The sequence below is a fragment of the Vibrio sp. V01_P9A10T6 genome (genome assembly GCF_963877065.1).
In the GTDB taxonomy this organism is placed as follows: domain Bacteria; phylum Pseudomonadota; class Gammaproteobacteria; order Enterobacterales; family Vibrionaceae; genus Vibrio; species Vibrio anguillarum.
In genome coordinates this window covers 1-20,262 of the sequence record NZ_CAWNTB010000155.1, presented here as the reverse complement: position 1 = coordinate 20,262, position 20,262 = coordinate 1, and the positions used below count along the sequence as shown (strand labels likewise).

The 20,262-nt window shown below is 42.5% G+C and carries 21 protein-coding genes; 8 read left to right on the top strand and 13 right to left on the bottom strand.

The window, feature by feature from the left end; genetic code table 11:
• Positions 1-116: 116 nt before the first annotated feature.
• From AACQ21_RS10295 to AACQ21_RS10280, 4 genes are all read right to left on the bottom strand, one after another.
• Positions 117-1,031: an amino acid ABC transporter permease gene (locus AACQ21_RS10295; protein ID WP_181185602.1), complete on the bottom strand. Its 915-nt coding sequence runs from the start codon at positions 1,029-1,031 to the stop codon at positions 117-119.
• 32 nt (positions 1,032-1,063) lie between these two features.
• On the bottom strand, positions 1,064-1,846 hold the full coding sequence (locus tag AACQ21_RS10290; RefSeq protein ID WP_105977551.1) for a transporter substrate-binding domain-containing protein: 783 nt from the start codon (positions 1,844-1,846) through the stop codon (positions 1,064-1,066).
• A 97-nt stretch (positions 1,847-1,943) separates the two neighbouring features.
• Positions 1,944-2,741 (bottom strand): amino acid ABC transporter permease, encoded by a 798-nt coding sequence (locus AACQ21_RS10285; RefSeq protein WP_105977545.1) that lies wholly within the window; start codon positions 2,739-2,741, stop codon positions 1,944-1,946.
• Complete coding sequence (locus tag AACQ21_RS10280; RefSeq protein ID WP_064626978.1) at positions 2,741-3,460, bottom strand: amino acid ABC transporter ATP-binding protein; 720 nt, start codon at positions 3,458-3,460, stop codon at positions 2,741-2,743. The genes AACQ21_RS10285 and AACQ21_RS10280 overlap by 1 nt, the downstream gene beginning before the upstream one ends.
• Positions 3,461-3,759: 299 nt before the next feature.
• On the opposite strand from AACQ21_RS10280, the gene aroG reads away from it, so the two are divergent.
• Entirely contained in the window at positions 3,760-4,812 is a 1,053-nt protein-coding gene (gene aroG / locus AACQ21_RS10275) for a 3-deoxy-7-phosphoheptulonate synthase AroG (protein WP_105977544.1), read from the top strand.
• Positions 4,813-4,906: 94 nt separating this feature from the next.
• Here the strand turns inward: aroG and AACQ21_RS10270 are convergent, their stop codons facing one another.
• Entirely contained in the window at positions 4,907-5,350 is a 444-nt protein-coding gene (locus tag AACQ21_RS10270) for a DUF2850 domain-containing protein (RefSeq protein ID WP_026027942.1), read from the bottom strand.
• Positions 5,351-5,719: 369 nt separating this feature from the next.
• Here AACQ21_RS10270 and ppnP point away from each other — a divergent pair, with 369 nt between their 5' ends.
• Positions 5,720-6,001 (top strand): pyrimidine/purine nucleoside phosphorylase, encoded by a 282-nt coding sequence (gene ppnP / locus AACQ21_RS10265; RefSeq protein WP_026027338.1) that lies wholly within the window; start codon positions 5,720-5,722, stop codon positions 5,999-6,001.
• Positions 6,002-6,029: 28 nt separating this feature from the next.
• Here the strand turns inward: ppnP and AACQ21_RS10260 are convergent, their stop codons facing one another.
• Both AACQ21_RS10260 and AACQ21_RS10255 read right to left on the bottom strand, forming a co-directional pair.
• Positions 6,030-6,776, bottom strand: coding sequence for a substrate-binding periplasmic protein (locus AACQ21_RS10260; RefSeq protein ID WP_094133178.1), 747 nt, complete (start codon positions 6,774-6,776; stop codon positions 6,030-6,032).
• Positions 6,777-6,873: 97 nt separating this feature from the next.
• Complete coding sequence (locus tag AACQ21_RS10255) at positions 6,874-7,722, bottom strand: pirin family protein (RefSeq protein WP_105977543.1); 849 nt, start codon at positions 7,720-7,722, stop codon at positions 6,874-6,876.
• 148 nt (positions 7,723-7,870) lie between these two features.
• Here AACQ21_RS10255 and AACQ21_RS10250 point away from each other — a divergent pair, with 148 nt between their 5' ends.
• Entirely contained in the window at positions 7,871-8,161 is a 291-nt protein-coding gene (locus tag AACQ21_RS10250; protein WP_013868082.1) for a hypothetical protein, read from the top strand.
• Here the strand turns inward: AACQ21_RS10250 and AACQ21_RS10245 are convergent.
• A complete protein-coding gene (locus AACQ21_RS10245; protein ID WP_013868081.1) occupies positions 8,142-9,317 on the bottom strand; it encodes a GGDEF domain-containing protein in 1,176 nt (391 codons plus the stop codon). The genes AACQ21_RS10250 and AACQ21_RS10245 overlap by 20 nt on opposite strands.
• Positions 9,318-9,642: 325 nt before the next feature.
• Positions 9,643-10,551 carry a LysR substrate-binding domain-containing protein gene (locus AACQ21_RS10240; protein ID WP_105977542.1) on the bottom strand — a complete coding sequence of 303 codons (909 nt, stop codon included), beginning with the start codon at positions 10,549-10,551 and terminating at the stop codon, positions 9,643-9,645.
• Between the two features lie 90 nt (positions 10,552-10,641).
• Between AACQ21_RS10240 and AACQ21_RS10235 the strand changes: the two genes are divergently transcribed.
• Positions 10,642-11,568 (top strand): DMT family transporter, encoded by a 927-nt coding sequence (locus AACQ21_RS10235; protein ID WP_105977541.1) that lies wholly within the window; start codon positions 10,642-10,644, stop codon positions 11,566-11,568.
• An 11-nt stretch (positions 11,569-11,579) separates the two neighbouring features.
• On the opposite strand, the gene AACQ21_RS10230 is transcribed toward AACQ21_RS10235, so the two are convergent.
• Entirely contained in the window at positions 11,580-12,671 is a 1,092-nt protein-coding gene (locus AACQ21_RS10230) for a DUF3541 domain-containing protein (protein WP_105977540.1), read from the bottom strand.
• Between the two features lie 328 nt (positions 12,672-12,999).
• Here AACQ21_RS10230 and AACQ21_RS10225 point away from each other — a divergent pair, with 328 nt between their 5' ends.
• Positions 13,000-14,376: a diguanylate cyclase gene (locus AACQ21_RS10225; RefSeq protein ID WP_105977539.1), complete on the top strand. Its 1,377-nt coding sequence runs from the start codon at positions 13,000-13,002 to the stop codon at positions 14,374-14,376.
• 271 nt (positions 14,377-14,647) lie between these two features.
• Here AACQ21_RS10225 and AACQ21_RS10220 read toward each other — a convergent pair whose 3' ends face one another.
• Positions 14,648-16,165 (bottom strand): DUF3612 domain-containing protein, encoded by a 1,518-nt coding sequence (locus AACQ21_RS10220; protein WP_013868076.1) that lies wholly within the window; start codon positions 16,163-16,165, stop codon positions 14,648-14,650.
• 161 nt (positions 16,166-16,326) lie between these two features.
• Here AACQ21_RS10220 and AACQ21_RS10215 point away from each other — a divergent pair, with 161 nt between their 5' ends.
• Positions 16,327-16,905, top strand: coding sequence for a malate synthase (locus tag AACQ21_RS10215; protein WP_013868075.1), 579 nt, complete (start codon positions 16,327-16,329; stop codon positions 16,903-16,905).
• A gap of 118 nt (positions 16,906-17,023) precedes the next feature.
• Here AACQ21_RS10215 and AACQ21_RS10210 read toward each other — a convergent pair whose 3' ends face one another.
• On the bottom strand, positions 17,024-18,040 hold the full coding sequence (locus AACQ21_RS10210; protein ID WP_017045993.1) for a GGDEF domain-containing protein: 1,017 nt from the start codon (positions 18,038-18,040) through the stop codon (positions 17,024-17,026).
• A gap of 232 nt (positions 18,041-18,272) precedes the next feature.
• Between AACQ21_RS10210 and AACQ21_RS10205 the strand changes: the two genes are divergently transcribed.
• Complete coding sequence (locus AACQ21_RS10205; RefSeq protein ID WP_017045994.1) at positions 18,273-18,650, top strand: MmcQ/YjbR family DNA-binding protein; 378 nt, start codon at positions 18,273-18,275, stop codon at positions 18,648-18,650.
• Here the strand turns inward: AACQ21_RS10205 and AACQ21_RS10200 are convergent.
• Positions 18,647-19,564, bottom strand: a complete 918-nt coding sequence (locus tag AACQ21_RS10200) for a chemotaxis protein (protein ID WP_105977538.1) — start codon at positions 19,562-19,564, stop codon at positions 18,647-18,649. The two genes, AACQ21_RS10205 and AACQ21_RS10200, sit on opposite strands and share 4 nt — an antisense overlap.
• 185 nt (positions 19,565-19,749) lie before the next feature.
• On the opposite strand from AACQ21_RS10200, the gene ppiC reads away from it, so the two are divergent.
• A complete protein-coding gene (gene ppiC / locus AACQ21_RS10195) occupies positions 19,750-20,028 on the top strand; it encodes a peptidylprolyl isomerase PpiC (protein ID WP_026027858.1) in 279 nt (92 codons plus the stop codon).
• Positions 20,029-20,262 lie beyond the last annotated feature (234 nt).

Here is a 20,262-nt window from a genome sequence, read left to right as displayed (position 1 = left end):
TATTCATTCTCAATAATGGGGGCGCAATCGCTAAACATCGTTCTTATTTTGTTTCTCATCACGTGTTGCTTCTCTTTGATTGGTTGCGCAACTGACGCTGACAAATTCAGTGTTATCTAGTTAGAGTGATGAAGCGAGAGATGGCGTAAACTGCGTAGCTCGAGCCGCCTAAACAGTAAAGAGAGGCTTAAACATAAACCCAAGTATGCACCGCCCACTAACAACCATATTTCAAAAATAAGCCCAGAAGAGTTAGCGATTTCTGTGCCAACAAACGTCATTTCTTGAATTGAAATTAGCGATACAATCGAAGAATCTTTGACCAAAGAAATCGCTTGCCCAGCTAAAGCCGGCGTGATCGCCGCCAATACTTGAGGGGCAATGACGTATCGGTATTTTACCCATCGAGACAGCCCTAAAGAGTGCGCTGCTTCCCATTGACCTTGAGCGATTCCGGCCAAACCTGAACGAACAACTTCAGCGATGTAGGCCGATGAAAGCATCCCAATACACACAATTCCAGAGAACAAATTTTCCCATAGATGAGAAGGACCAAACAGCCAATGCTGAATGACATTGGTTGGCTCATGGTGTTCCCGTAGTAGGTTTTCTAGGCCCAACAACGGGATCAGTTGATTGGAGACAAAAAAATAAAAAATGAACACGAAAACCAGCGGCGGAATGTTCCTAACTAATTGCACAAAAGCGTTAGCCGGAATTCTGAACCACGAAAACTGAGAGTGGCGTGCTACGCCAAGCAGTGTGCCTAACACAAGGGCCAGCACCATCGCCCAGACACTTAAGCGCAAAGTAGCAACTAACCCCTGAAAGAAATAAGGGATAGCACCATGGCTCGTTGGGGTGAAAATCAGAGCAAAAGCTTCTCGCCAACGCCAATTATAATTCACCCCAAGCTCGGCTCGGTGTGTTAACCAAATAACAAAGCCTAACAGTACTACGAGTAACGCATAATCGAGCTTATTGAGCGATAATCGTAGCCATGGTTTAAGGTTCCGTTTTTCATACAGCACGGTTTTTGTTCTATTCACATCCGCCCCTCAGGCTATTGCCCTGAGACGATTTGGTTTTGCCAATCTAGCGTTGAGAACCAATATTCGTAGCGTTCACTTAACCAGCCGTCATTGGTTCGTTCAATAATCCATTGATCAAAAAAGGCTTTTTTGTCCTCTTCACCTAAGCGAACGGCAAACGCTTCGTTCCCTTTGGACAACCGTTCATTGAAAGGAATGAACAGTTTGTCACTGTGTTTCACTGTTTCATGTTCAGGTTTAGGGCTTGACGCAATCACGGCGTGTGCTTGGCCGTTTAATACTTCTTGAAAGGCTTGTGCATCGTCATCAAATTGCAGAATTTTGGCTTTGGGGAAGGTTTCACGAGCGACTTGAACGGTAAATGCTCCGCGTCGCGCAGCGATAGTCACTCGACGAGAGTTGAAGTCTTCAATGGTGGAAAATCCTTTAGCGAGTGACTGATTAGCGGCAAGTTGTACTCCTGAATGTGAATAGGGGGTGGTAAAGAGTACGCTTTTCGAGCGCTCAGGAGTGATGGACATGCCACCGATAATGACATCAAATTTCTGTGCTAAGAGTGCTGGAATAATGCCATCCCACGCGGTAGGTACAAATTCCACTTTCCAACCTGAATCTTCAGCAAGACGTTTGGCAACATCAATTTCAAAGCCAATCAGGTCGCCTTGTTTGTCGCGCATTGCCCAAGGCACAAATGTAGACATACCCACACGCAATGTGCCTCGTTCAGTGATTTTATCAAGGCTAGGCGTTTCACTGGCAAAGGCGGGTGTGGAAATGGTTATCCCTAGTAACATGGTCAACCCGAGCGATAGAGCGGCGATAGCCTTCAATCCAGCGCGTTGCCACGCTTTTGGTTCAGATTGCTGCATGATGTTCTCCTTTTAAGGATGATTATTGAGCGCGCCATTGCGCCCCGAGTTTGTGTTCTAACCATGCTGAAAACCCTGATAAAGACAGAGTTAACAGTAAATAAATTGCAGCGACGGTAAACCATATTTCAAATGGCATCGCCGTTTCTGAGACAATATTTCTACCTTGAGTGGTTAAGTCAAAAATAGCCATCACACTGACGATAGACGAGTTTTTAATTAATGACACGACTTCATTGGTCAGTGGAGGTAATGTACGTTGGATAAGTTGCGGTAAGATCACATCAACATAGGTATAAAAACGAGAAAGCCCTAATGTTCGTGCCGCTTCAAACTGTCCCTTCGGAATGCTGTTTAAACCACCACGAAACACTTCGGCAGTATAAGCGCCTTGAAACAGTGCCAAAGCTAAAATGGCAGTAGAGAAGCGATCTAAGCCCAGCACTGGGCCAAACACAAAATAGAGTAGGTATATCTGCACCAGTAGCGGCGTGTTGCGGATAAGCTCAATATAAATATTGGCCAACCAACGCCCTACCACAGAATTGGAAAGCTTCAACAAAGCGGTTGTTAAGCCAATGACTAGCGTAAAAAATAGGCTGACCGTTGAGATTTGCACCGTAACGGCTAACCCTTCGAGCAGTTCCGCGGGCCACCATTCACCCTCGTCGTAAAAAGCGATGAAATCAGGCACACGATACCATTGCCACTGGTAACCCATAGCATGTGCGCCAGAATCAAGTAGCCATACCATCCCCGCAAGCAATAGAACTATCTGTATTAGAGCGGAGAAGATCGGTTTTATCATTACTTTTATCATCAATGGCTCAATATTTGGTTGAGAAACTGTTGAGTTCTGGGGTGTTTTGGCTGACGAAATATCTCTTCCGGCGTAGCGATCTCGAGAATTCTTCCTTCATCCATAAAAATGACGCGATCCGCTACTTTTCGGGCAAAACCCATTTCATGAGTGACGCACATCATGGTGATGCCATCTTGAGCAAGATCTACCATGACATCCAGCACCTCCTGGATGGTTTCAGGATCGAGAGCTGAAGTGGGTTCATCAAACAATAAAATGTCTGGTTGCATACAGAGTGAGCGTGCAATGGCAACACGCTGTTGCTGACCGCCAGATAATTGCACCGGATATTTGTCAGCTTGGTCAAGAATATTCACTCGCTGTAAAAAATGGCTCGCTCTTTGTCTTGCGGCTTGCTTACTCAATTTCAGTGTACGAATTGGAGCTAAAATAAGGTTTTCAATCACCGTCAAGTGAGGGAAAAGGTTGAAATGCTGGAAAACCATACCGATTTTTCCCGCAGGCTGTGTGATGTCGGAATGGTTAGAGTTCAGGGTGATCTTGCCCGCGGTGATAGCTTCTAACCCATTGACCGTTCGGATTAATGTTGATTTTCCTGAGCCTGAAGGGCCACAAACAACTAAGATTTCCCCTCGACGAACCTGAAGAGTAATGTCTTTCAAAGCGTGAAAATTATTGTACCACTTGTTTACTTTTTCAAACTCTATCGCATTCATGGTTGAATATCTTGTTGCTATTTTGTTACTACCTACCTTAGCAATATCAACGAGATAATGCACCTACGAAGCTCATATTAGCGTTAATTTGTAGGTTCCAGTATAAAGGTGTAACTATTTTTTTACGCAATGATAATTTTGTAAAAAAGTAGCCAATATTGCCTTTTGTTGAAAATAATGATTGAAGTTGTGGTTTTTAGTAGATAAGTTACAGGGGAGAGCCGAAAGCAAGGCTGCGTATAGATCCAACCTGTCCGTTGTTCGGTAGGCAGTAGAAAAGAATAAGGAAGAAGTAAGCAATGTTTCAGACTGATGATGTAAAAATTAAACGAGTTAAAGAGTTATTACCCCCTGTTGCGGTTCTAGAGAAGTTTCCAGCAACAGAAGTTGCTTCTTCAACCACATTTCAGGCTCGTGAAGCCATTCACAATATTCTACAAGATAAAGATGACCGTTTATTGGTGATCATTGGCCCATGTTCAATTCATGATCCTCAAGCGGCTGTTGAATATGGAAAACGTCTTAAAGTGTTACGTGATGAACTAGGTGATCGCCTTGAAATTGTCATGCGTGTCTATTTTGAAAAACCTCGGACGACCGTCGGATGGAAAGGGCTCATTAACGACCCTTACTTAAATGATACCTATAAAATTAACGATGGTTTACGCATGGCGCGTAAGTTACTGCTTGATTTGACCGATATGGGGATGCCAACAGCGAGCGAATTTTTGGATATGATCACACCGCAGTATGTGGCTGACCTTATCAGTTGGGGTGCTATTGGTGCTCGTACAACAGAATCTCAAGTTCACCGTGAGCTCGCATCGGGTCTATCTTGTCCGGTTGGGTTCAAAAATGGGACAGATGGCAATATCAAAATCGCTTCTGATGCGATTCGCTCTGCCAGTGCATCGCACCATTTCTTGTCGGTCACTAAGTATGGTCATTCGGCCATCATTCAAACGGCAGGCAACCCTGATTGCCATATCATTCTACGAGGTGGTAAAGAGCCAAACTACAACGCTCAACATGTCGCGGCTATCAAGCAGGAACTAGAAATCTCCGGTTTACCACAAAAAGTGATGATTGACTTTAGCCACGCAAACAGCTCTAAACAGTACCAGCGTCAACTGGTGGTATCACAAGATGTGAGTGAGCAGATTGCATCGGGTGAACATGCTATTTTTGGTGTGATGATTGAGTCTCATCTCGTTGAAGGACGTCAGGATCTCGTGGATGGTTGTGCGGCCACTTATGGTCAATCGATTACGGATGCATGTATTGGCTGGGATGACACTGAAGTGGTATTGCGTCAGTTGGCTGATGCCGTAGAGGCTCGTCGCTCACGCTAAATACGGCGTCACTCTATAATATAAAGTATCAACAGAGCTCCCGATCCGGGGGCTTTTCTATTTAGACTCAGCTCTGATCGCGTCACTTTAAGCGCTATGGTTGTGAAAAGTGCTCAGATAATGCTGAACGACGATTTTTACTTGGGTCGCCGTTTTCATCGTTTTCTACCGTGCTTTCATAGCCTTGTTTGATAAAGCGTTGTAAAGGCATGACAGGTTCAATACGCTTGAGTTGAGGGGAGTTTGTTGTCCCAGCAAGTTGGTAAATGGTCACGCCACTACCAGTGTTAATCACAATTTTATCCCCATCATATTCAAACTGAGTGCTGACTAAGCGATTATTTCGAAACACGCCATTTGAATTGAGAGTTAGAACCTCAGTGCTATAGCTAGGTGTACCGATTTCGATCCATGAACCATAGACATTTTTGGGGCTTGTATACTCTTGATAGCTCACTAAAAGTAAAGTGGCAAAACTAGCTGCGATAGTGAACAGCACTATCCAAAAAAGACTTTTTAATACCCACTTTTTTTTCATAGGGTGACCTGAAGAGGCTTTATTTGCATGCGTGAAACCCTTAACTGCCATTCCCACTCCATAACGTAAGCAATCAGCGACTAGTACCGGTAAGGCTAACCAATTAAAACAAGGTTAGAGAGTGGAATATGTCGTGTGGTTTAGCAAATGTCACACTGGAAAATATGATCTTTTTTCCAAAACTAGTACTAATGGATGACAAGATGAACATTGCACCATGAATTTTGTTGACTTACCGATCAGTATAGGTCGCGTTTCACTATTTGTTTAATCCCAATTGCCACTTGTGTATTTTTACGATTTCAGATAAAACGGCTTACAAACGTGTTATTCACCATATTTTGGTGGTTTATTTTACAAGGAAGAGAAATGATCAAAGAAAACACATACTTCGATGGGGCGGTTAAATCTTTAGGTTTTGCTCACCAAAGTGGTGACAGTTCGGTGGGCGTAATGGCTCCTGGCGAATACACCTTTGGCACGGCGGCTCCTGAGCGTATGACAGTCATCAAAGGTTCGTTAACGATAAAGCGTTTAGGGGATGAACATTGGTCTACATTTAAAGCGAATGAATCTTTTGAAGTCGCTGAGAATTCGTCCTTTGATTTGAAAGTTGCCGAAGCAACAGCTTATTTGTGCGAATATTTGTAGTTGAAATAGGGCTTAAAAGCCCTATTTCTTATTGAGCTGTTAAGCCAAATTTTGCATAGATGGCTTCGATCCTTCCACTTTTTACCATTTCAGACAGAGCGTCTTGTAATGCATCCGCTTGTGGATGGCTTTTAGGCATACCGTAATAGTTGCCGATAGTGTTTGGATAGTAGTAGGTTGCTACTTGGTAGTTACTAAAATTGATTGTTTTTAATTCCACTTCTAGCGCAGGTAAATCCAATACGATAACGGTATCTATTCTCTTTGCCTCTAGCATTCTTGCTAGGTTGAAGTCATCATTAACAACCGTTCTATTTATCTCTTTGTCTTGATCAAACGCTTCGAAATAAGCGGTACCTCTTTTCACACCGACATTCAGCTCTCGTAAATCTTGATAATTGTTGATTGCTGGCCCATCACTGCGAGTGACAAAAACAATATTCCGTGTTTGCTCACTTATAGGACCGATAAAGCGAACAAATGCTTCTCTGTCTGTTGTTCGTATGACACGTGGAACAATGTCAACAGTACCATTTTCTAAAGTAGCAAGGCTGCGAGGAAATGGAATGTTTCGCCACTCGATATCGAAGCCTATATTTTTTGCTGCTTCTTCAATGATTTCCTTTAATGGGCCGCTGATTTTTTGACCATCTGGACTGATCACCATTTCTGGTGGTCGATGCCTAAAATCAGCTTTAAGGGTGTTAGCAAAAAGCGTTGAGCTGATCAGCACTGCTGCCAATGAAATGAGAATATTTCTAGTCAATACCCACATATTTCGTGCCTCTCGTCAAATTTACTACTTGAGTATAGGCAAACTTTCTGAGAACCCCAAAATGACACTTAAGATCAGCCGGATGGCTACCCTATGGTTAATACTGTTCAAACACACCTGAGTTATAGTCTTTAATTGCTTGTTCTATCTCAGAAAATGAGTTCATTACAAACGGCCCATAATGCACGACAGGTTCATCAATGGGTTGCCCCATTAGCAACAATACTCCGCTCGTATCATTGGCTTTTAATGTTAAGAACTCACCTTTTGAGAGCAACGCTAGCTCGCCTTGCTTCAACACTTTACTGCCTAGCTGTGCATTGCCTTTGTAGGTAAATGCCATGACATTAAAGTGATTTGGAGTGGCGATCTCTAATTGGCTACCCGGTGTTGCTTGCCAGTCGGCCACACTCAATTTAACGCCCGTTTTTGTTAATGGGCCTGTTACTATCTGGTTGCCACAAGTGACATCACCCGCAAGTACTCTCAGCAGGCCAGCCTCTTGGGAGTGGTATTCGGTAATGGTTTCGGGTTGAAAGTCGTGGTATTGCGCTGGCACCATTTTTTGGCTAGCAGGCTGATTGATCCAAATCTGAAAACCGTGCAACTGACCTTCATTCATGATTGGCATCTCGCTGTGAATAACACCTCTTCCTGCGGCCATCCATTGGGCACCTCCAGAGCGTAATTCACCGACATTACCCATATGATCTTGATGTTGGAAATGCCCATTTAGCATATAAGTGAGAGTTTCGATTCCTCGGTGTGGATGAGGAGGGAATCCGCCAATATAATCGGCTTTTTGATCAGATTTAAATTCATCGAGCATTAAAAATGGTGAAAAATTAGCGTTATTAAAGCCAGCAACGCGGCTAATTTTTACGCCATCTCCATCCGAAGTGGGTTGTGCGGGGATTATCTGTTTTATTTCACGTTGCGTTAGCATAATGATTCTCCTTGTCGGTATAACATCAGTCTAAGACAAGGTGCTGATAAAGAAGAGCGCTGTGTTTTGAAGGTCTTCGTCGAGAAATTCGAACATATCTTGAGGGGGGCTATAATTAAAGTAGGTTGGATCACGAGGAGGATGCCCAATGTCTATGTTGCCCAAACATGAAGATCAGAATCCGCATTATGATCCCAAAGAGGATTTTACGCTTGAGCAGATGCACCGATTTACCAAGGTGGCTAATCAAGCGCAGAAAAATCGCGATACGCTTGAACAGCTCAGTGATAAAGACGTTTCCATTGTTGAAGCAGCAAGGCGTGCGGCAATGAGGCCAGTGATTCACCCTAAACCAAATAAACCTAATACAGCACGCTACGCCGCATGGATGGTGGTGGTATGTGCAGTAGGTTTGTGGATTATGTATATGACTCGCTAGCTTTCTTTATTGGTGTCACTGTTGCTGAATGGGTTGCAGTAGATGCTTCAGTATGGTCAAGTGAAATATGTTGGTAATACTGATATTGATTTTTGCCGTTGTGTTTTGCTGCGTACATCGCTTTGTCTGCGCACCGAGTTAGCTCGGCCAAGTTATCAGCATCAGAAGGAAACAAAGCAGCGCCGATGCTGACGGTGAGGTTATTGATCATTTCTGAGCCTTGATATTTATCCTCAAACAGATAACAAATCCGGTTGAGAACGCCATCCAAATCCTTAACCGTTTTGATATCGTAAAGTAGTAGCACGAACTCATCTCCGGCAAATCTCGCGATGGAGTAATCGTGTTTATCGGTCTTCCGGTCTTTATTTCGGACGTTGTTTTTTAAACGGTTGGCGAAATATTGCAAGACTCGATCCCCGACCTCATGTCCGTAGCTGTCATTAATGGATTTGAAATTATCAATGTCTAGAAAGACGAGTGCGGTGATGGTTTTTTTATCAGTCTGCTGGGAGAGTTTTTCACGTGCCCAAGTTTCGAAACTCCAACGATTGGCGAGCCCAGTCAGTTGGTCGGTGTAGGCAAGGTCTTCAATTCCCTCTTGATAAAGATGCTGGATATAGCAAACCGCTTTGTTGTAGTAGTAAGAGGAAATATGACACATGCAACAGAGTGCGATGAGACTGAGAAAAAACCGATCTATGGGGAGATATTGAGGAAGAATATCGGCACCGGAGAGTTGTACTGAGACGCCAATTAGCATAAAGAAACTACAGCTAAAAACTAAGCCTATTCGAAAGTCATTAATGAAGATCACCGCCGCAATAATTGGAAACAACCACAGCACATTGCCGACCATATGCTGTCCATATAGTAGTAATATGACCCCTTTTGTTAACAAGATGGCACTGAGGAATAAATCGGCATAGGAGGTGTTATCAGAGTGATGGTAGAAATAAAGGTAATTAGAGGCAATGGCGATCAAGCATAATAAATTAAAAGTGCTCAGGTAATATTGCTGTTCAAGAAAATGAAGAATGCCATAAAAGGCGAAAAGTAGCACAGACACAAACGAGCATAAGGCAACGACCCTACGCTTGCGTGACGCTCGCATATTGGCCATCTCTTCTAAATGTCTACCTACCAGTTCAGTCATACTCGATCTCGATGCTATCCTAAAGTATTAGATACCGAGTTAAGTCTAGAATAAATAACAGAGTTTTGCGGACGAAGTGCATGGCGTCAGTTAAAAAATACAATGGCTAATCATTTGGCGTTTTCGTTAAGTCATTAGGCTATTAATAATCCGTGTTCAATGGTCTTATAACTTATTGTATTATCAGCATGTTTTGTCGATTATTTTAACGTTGTCCAAATAAGCCATTATTTAAGCCATTATTTTTTTATAAAAAAATGAATATAAGCAAATGTGGATATAGCAAAAAAATCTAAGCCGTCCTGTAGTTACATCGCAAATTTAGTCACATCACAAATTCTTTTTTGATCCAACTTCTTAGCACTAAGATACTCTCTTGTTTCAGTTGCTCTTTGGCACAAACGAAGTAATAGTCTTGATAGGGATTAGTCACTGCGGAACCGAGTTCTTGTAGTAGGCCTAACTTGATGTCATCTTTTACAAAGAGGCGATGGGTAACGAAAATACCTAATTGGCGGATAGTAGCTTGTACAGCTTGTGCTGAAGAGACAAATGATAGGTTTTTGCGACTTGCTGGCATGGTAAGTTGATAAGCATCGCACCAAATTTGCCAGTCTTTTTTGCGGCGCTCGTTCACAGCGATAATCGCTGGGTGGCATTTAAGTATGGATGAAAGCGTCTGCTTATCACCTTGCTTTATGAGGTCAGGTTTTATGAGTTCAGGGCTGCATACCAGCACCAATTCATCTTCGGCAAGTTTCTCACAATAGTAGTCTTGCCACTCATCTTGTTTACCATGAACAATCGCGATATCAACGTTCTCTGATGTTAGAGAAAAAGTGCCTGTTAAACTCGATATTCTCACGTCTATATGTGGCGCATGCTCTTGAAAGCGGTTAACTCGTGGTATCCACCAGTGCAGCGCTAATGAGTTGACCATGTTGAGTGTCAGTCGGTTATGGCGCTCATCTCTCATAAGCACTTCAGTTGCTTCAACGATTTGCTCCAAAGCAGGCGCAATTCTCCGATAGTATTTTTGACCAGCATTATTGAGTACGACGTGACGCCCAACGCGATTGAATAGCGGCTGGTTTAGCTGGTTCTCTAATGCTTTTATTGATTGACTGATGGCTGAATGACTAACATTAAGGTGCTTTGCTGCATCTGTCATGCTGCCTGTTTCTGCTACGGCAATAAATGAGTAGAGTGACTTGAGCGGAGGTAGTTTTCGCATTGGTAAGTTTCTCTTACAGGTTTGGTTAATATTACTCGTTATTTTTCCTTTCGTCATTGTTCTATGATGGCTGTACTAGAGGAGAGTTGTATGAACCCACGAATTTTGGCCCCATTATTTATGTTGTCCTCCACATTTAGCTTGTCATTGACAGGGCTACTGTCTAAGTTTCTTGCACATGAGATACCGCTACAAAGTCTCAGTTTTCTCCGATTTTTAGTCCCCGCGCTTATATTGTTGGGAGTAATGAGCTTGACTCATTTCCGTTTTCCTCCCAAAGGTATGAAACGGGCTCTGTGGGTTCGCTCAGTATGCATTGCAGGCTGTCAGCTCTGTTTTATTTACTCACTTCAGCACCTTTCTTTGGTGGAAAGTGTCGTATTGTTTAGCACTGGTCCACTGTTTATTCCTTTGTTAGAAAAATTAATATTTGGTGTAGTGATGAAAGCAGGCACGGTTGTGAGCTTGGCCATTACATTTATCGGGGTGTTACTGCTGGCTGGCGATGTTTCGGGCATCCATTTACGAATGGAGTTATTGGTCGGTTTACTTGCGGGAGCGCTGAATGCGGGATCGCAGTTAAGCTTATATCGAGCGACGAAAAGTAATATGCGATCTATTGATATCAATGCTTGGACGTTTGTGTGTGCAGCAATCTTATTACTGCCTTTGTTATTTCTTCCTACCTCGGACGCGAATGTACTTCAACAAACCTGGGGCAGCTTGCAGCAGTTAGCCGTGGTTACTGCCTTGAGCGGAGTTTCTATATTAGTCATCAACACTCAAATTTTTCGAGCCAAAGCCTACCGTCTGGCACACTCTGGCTCGCAGCTCGCTCCGTTGATTTTTACCAATTTGCTTTTTACCGCATTATGGCAACAGTTGTTTTTTAATGTGCAGTACTTGCCAACACAAATGGTAGGGTTGGGCTTGATTGTGATGGCAACTTTTACTGGAATTCTTATCCCGAAGCTATTTAAATCCTCAGTATCGTCAAACCAGCTTAAATCAGCTTAACCCGCTTATTGTTACTGTCTGATGAGCCCATAAGGCAGGCTAGAAAATACCTTAGGATTATTTTTCACTGTGGGCGCTTGGTTGGTTTTCTGCCAGTCAAGTAACATAATGGCAAGTACATTGCGGTGCTCTCCGTCGGCAAGGTCAAACACACCTGAGGTAGAGGGGATCATCCCTTTCTTTTTATCAATCGCTTGTTGAATTGCGAGACGAGTTTTTTCTACAACAGGATCTTTTTCTAAACCTGCGAGTAGAAAAGTGATCCCAACTTCAGCAACCACATCTTCCTTCGCTCTTAGCAAAATGGTATCGATATTATTGCGAAAGTAGTCGAAGATCCATTGATGCTGCTGCTCTTTAATGGGATTTTGATAGTATTCTGAATCGGCAAAAATAATGTGTGTCATGCCATACAGCTTATTGCCATATTGTTGCGCAGAGAGTGCTTTATCAGCAGAATCTGGGTATGTTTTCCTAAAGCTATCAATGAATGGTTGTACGACATCTTGTTCACCTAACTGGCGTAACCAATAGACTTGGTTAGCAAGTTGTGCGGCCCACGCTTTAATCATTTCTTCATCAGTGGCGTACTTAGTAAAATCATAACGGCGGATCACTTGGCGCAAAAGCTGATCTTCTTTATGTTTCAAACCATATTCGTTGGCACGGGCCATAGAGCCTAATAGGTCGACGCCTAAGTAGAGGTATTCTGGCATATGTTTAGTGGCGATATAGCGTAATTGGCTGCGTTCATCTTCGTCATCGAGGTATCCAGCCAAACGTTGCTCAGAGTAGAGAAAAACCTGTTCAGCAGTTGAAACTTCTGCGGAAAATTGATTAAGTCGGCTTGCTACGCGAGCAAGATCACTCCACACCGCTGCTGAATATTTAGGGTCTAGAGTTTGGCGATACATCCGTAACCCATAGTGCCCCTCTTTGAATGCCGGCAATGTGAAAAGTTGCTCTTCATAAGTTTGACGAATAAGCTCCGCAGATTCAGAAAAAGTGTTATTCGTTGTTGGCGCCGGCTCTGCATAGCCAGAGGCAGGCAGCCACAATGCAATAGCTAATCCCAAAAATAGGCCACTCTTTTTTAATAACATGATGAAAACACACCTCTAAGCTAATATTCATAATAATATTAGCATTCCATAGATTTATTATTGTTGGTGATGTGTCAGGTATGCGTAAAATGACCGCTTTGAGCCGTCGTTAGGATAATGCGTTTAGCTGATTGTGCTTTTTACGCTATGCAAATTGATGAATTAAAATATTACTATGTTAGCAAAAAGCTACGAGTTCATTTGGTTATATCAACAAATTTGTAATTAATTTGGGTATTCCCTCATTAATTACGTTAATCTTAAGTAAGAAGCACTATTCTAAATAGAGCAAGTAAAACCATACACATGTAGTGATCGCTACAGGCTAGTGAGGGAGAGTTGCATGAGACATATCTCAGGCAAACAGTGGTCTGTCAATTTGCTTCTCGTTGCCTTCATCATTTTTTGTGGAGGGTTGATCGAAATTATCAACTTCAATCAACGAAGTTTTATCCGAGATAATCTTCAAACCAGAGCAAAGGAAGAGCTTTCGATTATTCGAGCTCAGTTAGAAGCTGCCATTTTGTCTGACATCTATGTAGCAAATGGGTTAACCAGCTTAATTGCGATTAACGCCCATTCTCAGTTCGAAGATTGGGAAAAAATTGCGGCTAATATTTTACATGAAGGTAGACATTTGCGCGTGATTGGGCTTGCGCCTGATGATGTGATTCGTTACACCTATCCATTGAGCGGAAATCACAAAACAATAGGCTTAGATTACCGTACCGTTCCCAAACAATGGGCCACAATCTTAAAAGCAAGGGAGATCCAAGAGATCTTCATTGCAGGCCCTGTGAACCTGGTTCAAGGTGGGCGAGGCCTTGTTGCTCGGATTCCTATATTTACTGACCCTCCTGATAACCAACAATATTGGGGAGTATGCAGTGTCGTGATCGATTTAGATTCGCTATTACTTTCCACTGGCGTTGAACGTTTTACTCACCGCTTTAATTTGGCGATACGTGGGGTAGACAGTACTGGTTCGGAAGGCGAGGTATTTTTTGGTGAACAAGAGGTGTTCACGAAAGCTTTTGCAAAACAAAGTGTTCATTTTCCCTATGGCGGCTGGGAAATTGCTGTTGCGCAGAAAAGCGATGTTTTAGGTCAAGTGTCTTGGTATCAGGTTCACATTGTACGGTTGCTAGGCTATCCGATCTTAATCTTGTTGGTTGCGGCGTTTATTACGATATATCGCTTGTACTCTATTGCTAATGAAAGAGCACTTCATGACGAATTAACTCAGCTTCCTAACCGTCGGTACTTCATGTATACGCTTGATCGATATTTTGAGCAGGCTATCAAAATGGACCAATCGGCTGGTTTTGTGATCCTCAACATTGATATTGATAAGTTCAAATCGATCAATGACACCTATGGGCATGCGGCGGGTGACAAGGTGTTGATTGCTTGTGCCGAGCGAGTGAAAAGCGTATTGCGTTCTTCGGATTTAGTTGCACGCATTGGCGGTGACGAGTTTCTGGTTTTGCTGTCTCGAGTATCGGACAACGATGATATTGAGCGGATCAGTCTCAAAATAAAAAGTGCGTTGTGTAATGCGCCAGTCATTTATGAGCAGCACTTAATTAACCTACATGTCAGTGTAGGCGCAGCCGCATTTAGCCCAGAATTTGATAATGTGGATGCGATGTTGAAACTGGCTGATGAGCGGATGTATCAAGAAAAGAGGCAGCAGTACTACTAAATTATTTATTCAGATTTGCATTTTGAAATTTAATTGCAAAATGCAAATTTATTATGCGACACGTTGTAATGAAACCGCTCATAAAGTAGACAGATAAGGTGTTTTTGGCAGTTTTAAAGTTGGCATGTATCCTGCTATATAGTAAGTGACCCTTCTAAGCCGAGGGTCACCTAGCCAACTGACGTTGTTAGTGAACCTTATTTTTGTTCACACTTATTAATAGCCAATCATACTTTTTGTGATTGGCTTTTTTTATTTTTATGCTCTGCAACTAGCCAGCACATTTCTCATAGCAGCTTGGTTTTCTTGGACAGACAGCACCGCGTGAGCAGATTAAGCGCGCATTATTTTCAATTCCGCGTTCAATCCAATTAATATTAAGAATTTTAGCAATAGTCGTGAGATCTTTTTTGATGTGTCTTGGAATAAGAGAGCTCCCGCCGTTGCTGACGCATAACGCTTTAAGCTCCTCAGCAATTGAGTGAGCATCCCCACCTTGTGCATTGATGGCTGGATTCAAATCTATTCCAGCGCATAGCACTCGATTATTGCCTGCTGGATCGATCATATTGACGGATTCACAGCAATATATTCTCGGCTCATCACCTACATTCAAAATCGAAATTTGCGCAGAGCTGCCACTTTTCGGCTCTGAAAGACGTCTAAACACGGCCCAATGCTGGCAAGGGTCATTCACTTTACGCATATTTCCCCACGGTAGAGGGATCCCATTGCCACGATAAACCGCTTTTAATTTGCCTTCACCATAAGCATCGAAATAGTGCCAATGCGGATAGGGTGACACGACCGTCATGCGTCTCATCGCAACAGAAGGAGAAACCCCTGCTTTCAAATGTACATCGATTTCGTAGCCGCTGCGATCAAGAAGTTGTCGATAAGGCACTTTGGGGCACAGTAGTGCGCCAGCAAAAAAACTCGATTCAAAATCTCGCCATGCCTGAAGGATATCTTGGGAATTTAATTCGCAGGTGGCGGTGGCATCAGGCGTTTCTTCCCAACTGTTTGTGTGGCCAACCGTTAAGACACTTTTTAGTCCCTCTTTGCTGTGCAGAATATTGTGGCCAATATACACCGCGAGGTCGTACTTTAGGCGAGTTGGGTACTCACGTAGAATTTCATTGAGGTAGATCGTGCATGGTGGTTCAAAAAAAGAGGTAATAAGTTGTTTGGCGCTAACACCAAGCTCATCAACAACATCTTGCGGGGTTCTCGTGACCCAGCGGATAACCAAACCAAGGCTTTTGGCGATGTCGATAAGATCTTCAACAGCTAAGTTTAAGCGTTTTAAACCCACTTCTTCTGCCGCTCGCTCAAGATCTGGGAAGTGGTTTTGTAAACTCTCTTGGTGAGCACGGATCAATAGATGAGCAAACTGTTTGCCAGTGATCCCGGTTTGGGAAAGCATCTCTGGGATCGCGATTTGTAAAATATCATTTGAGAATAAAAAGCTAGGTTCAAGAGCCATACCGCTGATCCCACCTCTGTTACCCTTGTCAGGAGTAATATCCGTTTGACCTGGTTCATCATCTAAAAACCAAGCGGGATCTTTTTGGAAAACTTGGGCAATGACCTCCAACATATCAACACTAGGCACCCGTTTTCCACGCTCAATCATCGAAAGGTATGAAACGGAGGGGGCGTATTCTGGGTTGATACGAATACAGCGTGCCGATAAATCTTCCATCGTTAGGTGATTACGCTTTCTTAAGTTTCTGACTTTTGTCCCTAAGAAATGTGACTGACGAACTAAGCTTTTTGATAAGGCCATTTTGTAAAATTCACACTGTAAAATTTTTGTTGTGAAATTGTAGTAAAAAATTGGTTAATCTACCAAGTAAGCAAGGTCACAAATTTGCACAAAGGTTAAACGCAAGTTTGGAATAATTGCTCTAGAACACAAAATGTTGAGTTACCTATAAGGAAAAGACGATGAATATGCTGACATTCGATAAAACAGAAATCCAAAAACTAGATAAACCCTTTATCGCTGAAGCCGTCTTCGCCGTCGAGACTATCAGTGCTAATCAACAAAATGAAAAGCAGAGTAGAGCGAAGCAACTACTCGATAGATTGTTCCCTTTGGCGACGGGCTCTCATCAAGATGTGACCAGTTATGTGATCGATTACCGCCATGTGTTGGCTTATTTCAAGGATGGGCGTCATAGTGGTTTGAAGCATCCAAAACATTTTGTTGCCTTCAATGGTGAAAAGGAGTCACCATGTTCGATCTTGTTCCGTGATGGAAGTGGTAGCCATGTTGAAGTGATGTTAGGCTGCACTAAAGGGACTGGACGCGTTGAACTGATAGAGATTAATGATATTCAGTTAGAAACGTGTACCACATTTACCCAATCGGTGGAAGAAATGCCCAGCGCCGCAATGCGCCACTGGGTAAGCCTAGTCAAAGGTGATGAAAAGGGTAAGCCTCAAGCTTGTAGTGAAGATAAGGAGTACACCGCAAAAGATGGTGAAGACTATTACTTAAACTACAGTTTTAACCTTGCTTAGGTTATAGATGCGTATTGGGATTAAATGGGGCGTGGCGCCCCTTTTACTTTTCTATCCATAAATTGAGGTTTATGGAACTTGTGATTGCTTTTCAGCTACCCATAAGAGGTTGAAGCGATTAAAGCGGCATAACACGGTTGCGGCCTAATTGTTTTGCTTCATAGAGCAGTTTATCGGTTCTTTCTATCAAAGACTCGGACGTATCACCTAGTTGTAATTCTGTCACACCAAAAGAGGCGGTAATATTACCAACTTGGTTTCCTGAACGGCGATCCTTCACGCTCATTTTTTCTATCGAACGGCGCAGTGATTCTGCAAACTGTCTGGCAATGCGCAGTGTTTTATTTGGAACAATTAAAACGAACTCTTCACCGCCAAATCGGTAGGCGGTAATACCATCTCGACAGCTACTCTGAAGCTTTTTAGCGATGCCTTTGATGACGGTGTCACCAAATAGGTGGCCATAATTGTCATTAAAAGATTTGAAGTGATCGATATCTAATAAGATCAGGCTTATTGGTTGCTGCGCGCTTATTAGGGTAAAGAGATCATCATTGAACGAACGGCGGTTATATAAACCGGACAATCCATCGAATAAAGCCTCTTTTTGCACCTCGGCAAGCTGCTCTTTCAGTCGATGAATTTCTTTACTGGCACTATTAAGTTGACCATTTAGAAACTGAGTTGAATGGCGAATATCTCGCGATTCAGTGACCAATTGGCGAACCACTTTCATCACCTCTTCGATCGATAAATCATCGTTTTCGACTCGTTCTAATTCACTAAAACTTTTATCAATCACTCTGGCAAATTCGCTGGTATCGGTTAGGGTATCTGACATTGAACTTGCGACTTCATTGACTAACACTTCAATGTTGTTGCGTAGCGTGCTTAAACTGGTTTCAGAGCGCGATGCGACATAGCTGTTATAGAGTTGAGAGCTTGCCGCGGGAGGACAAAGGCCAAAGTTTTCCAATACAGAATCGAGTTCTCGATTGAGTTGAGGTATGGCGTTGTCAACATAGGTATACCAAAGTGCATAGTTAGCAGGTGTCGCCGCCACATGATTTTTCATCATCAACGGTACTGCTTTTTTTAAATTGGCTGTAGATCTCTTAAAGTCGTCGCTGGTCATTATCGTAAAATTAATAGACAGTCACAGATATTCATACCGCTAAGATTAGCGGATATCCCAAAGTTATGCGCTAAAAAAATGCAACTAAAGTTTGAAGTTGAATTTTTATTTACGGTGAACAATCGATTCTTGATGTAGATCAAACACAACAGACAGACATAGTAGGGGGTTTTTTATATATTGAATCGCTGAATGATTAAAATAAGTTGGTTACTGAATCAAGGAGTAATAGATGGAGATGTATGATATTGAATCATTTTTGGATATTTTACCTCAGGTAGAAAGTAGCTATCCGTTTGGTCCTGACGCGTTGGTTTTCAAAATTCGCGGTAAAATGTTTGCCTATACTTCTCAGTCGAGAGAAGAGCCGTTTGTGACATTGAAGTGCACTCCCGAAGATGGTGAAGTTCTGACCAGTGCCTTTTCCGCTATTCGTCCTGGTTATCATATGAATAAAAGACACTGGATCTCCGTTAAGTTAAACGGAGATGTTGACCAGATGATGTTAGAGGAATTATGTGAACGCTCTTATCAGCTTGTAGTGAGTAAACTGAAAAAATCAGATAGAGAAGCGCTTCAGGCTCTGTTTGTGCAAGCAAAACTTGATTAAGCGCTATCCTTACGTTGTTCCAGTTTTTTTGCGCCACGCAGCATCGCTTCTATCAATTCTGTCGCGTTAAATTTTTCCAAAGCTTCGTGGGCTCCGACTTGGTGAGCTCTATCCAAACAGATCTCACTGGAAAGCGAGGTGTGAAGAATACAATAAGCATGGTTCAGCATTGGATCATTTTGAACCTCAAAGGCCAGTTCATATCCATCGAGGCCCGGCATTTCAATATCACTGACCAGCAAATCGATCGCACGTTGATGTTGAGCGTCTTGACGCATCAGCTCAATGGCATCAAGCCCATTTTTACAGATTTGGTAAGGGATGTTGATACTGTCTAAGGCATCTGACAATTGTTTACGTGCAATAGATGAATCATCCACCAGTAAAATACGCAATGCTTTTAATCGCTCACGTTCAATATCAGTCAGCATCGGGATCTTAGTTGATTCATACTGTGGATAAATTTTTGAAAGTAATAATTCGACGTCAAGTAACTGCACAATCTGTTTTTGATAGCGGGTTATACCAGTGACAAAAACGTCTTTTCCCGCCACTGCAGGTGAAGACTCGATTGTTCGCCAGTCACACTCGATGATTTTTTCAATGCTACGTACCATAAACGCAACTACGGTTCGCAAGCAGTCCGTCACGATTAAGTAGCATTGTTTATATTCGCTAGGTTGAATTGCTCTAAAGCCAATGGCGGCAGCCATATCAATGACAGGTACCGTCAAGTTACGGATAGTCACCGTTCCGATCACATGGTGATGAGAATATGGGATTTGTGTCATTGGCATGTAAGGGACAATCTCTCGTACTTTCAGAGTCCCGATAGCAAAAAGCTGTTTCTGAGTGTTCAATGTGAACATCAACATGCCTTGGGATTGGTTTGCCTTACTGGGGGTTTTAGCCATAACACCTTACTCAACGTTGTTTCTTATGCTTAATACTAAACGATCTCTTACTGACGGCAATGCGTTAAATGCAAATAAACAGTATAACCGTATGTTTATTGATCTTTTGCACTCTTACATTGGGGTTGGACTCTTGAAAAGCATCCGTTACACTATTTGCAGTAGCAAATTTATTGAGAAAAATGATGGCAAGAACGGCAGCGGCTCTTCACATTTTAGTGAAGCATAAAGAACAAGCTGAAGATATTATCGCTCAGTTAAAAAAAGGAGCGAAATTTCAAACATTAGCCAGAAAATATTCTACCTGCCCTTCGGGTAAAAAAGGGGGCGATCTGGGTGAGTTTCGTCAGGGGCAGATGGTACCTCAATTTGATAAAATCTGTTTCACTGGAGAGGTACTGACACCCCATTTGGTGAAAACCAAGTTTGGTTGGCATGTTGTAAAAGTTCTATATCGGACCTAGCTTCAATAGGGTGATTTTCTCATCGATGTTGATTTTTAAAGTAATAGCCAATGAGCAGTGAGTGCCACGCTTTTTCTCAAAACCAGAAGTGTGTGGTGCTTTTCATTCGTTAGGAATGACACTTGATTCTTTATCTTTTTATTCCATTACCTTTTATAGAATGGCCTACTACACCCAAACCACGTCAAGTAGTAAGGTATATAAATAAAACAGCCATTTGTTCTCATAAATAAG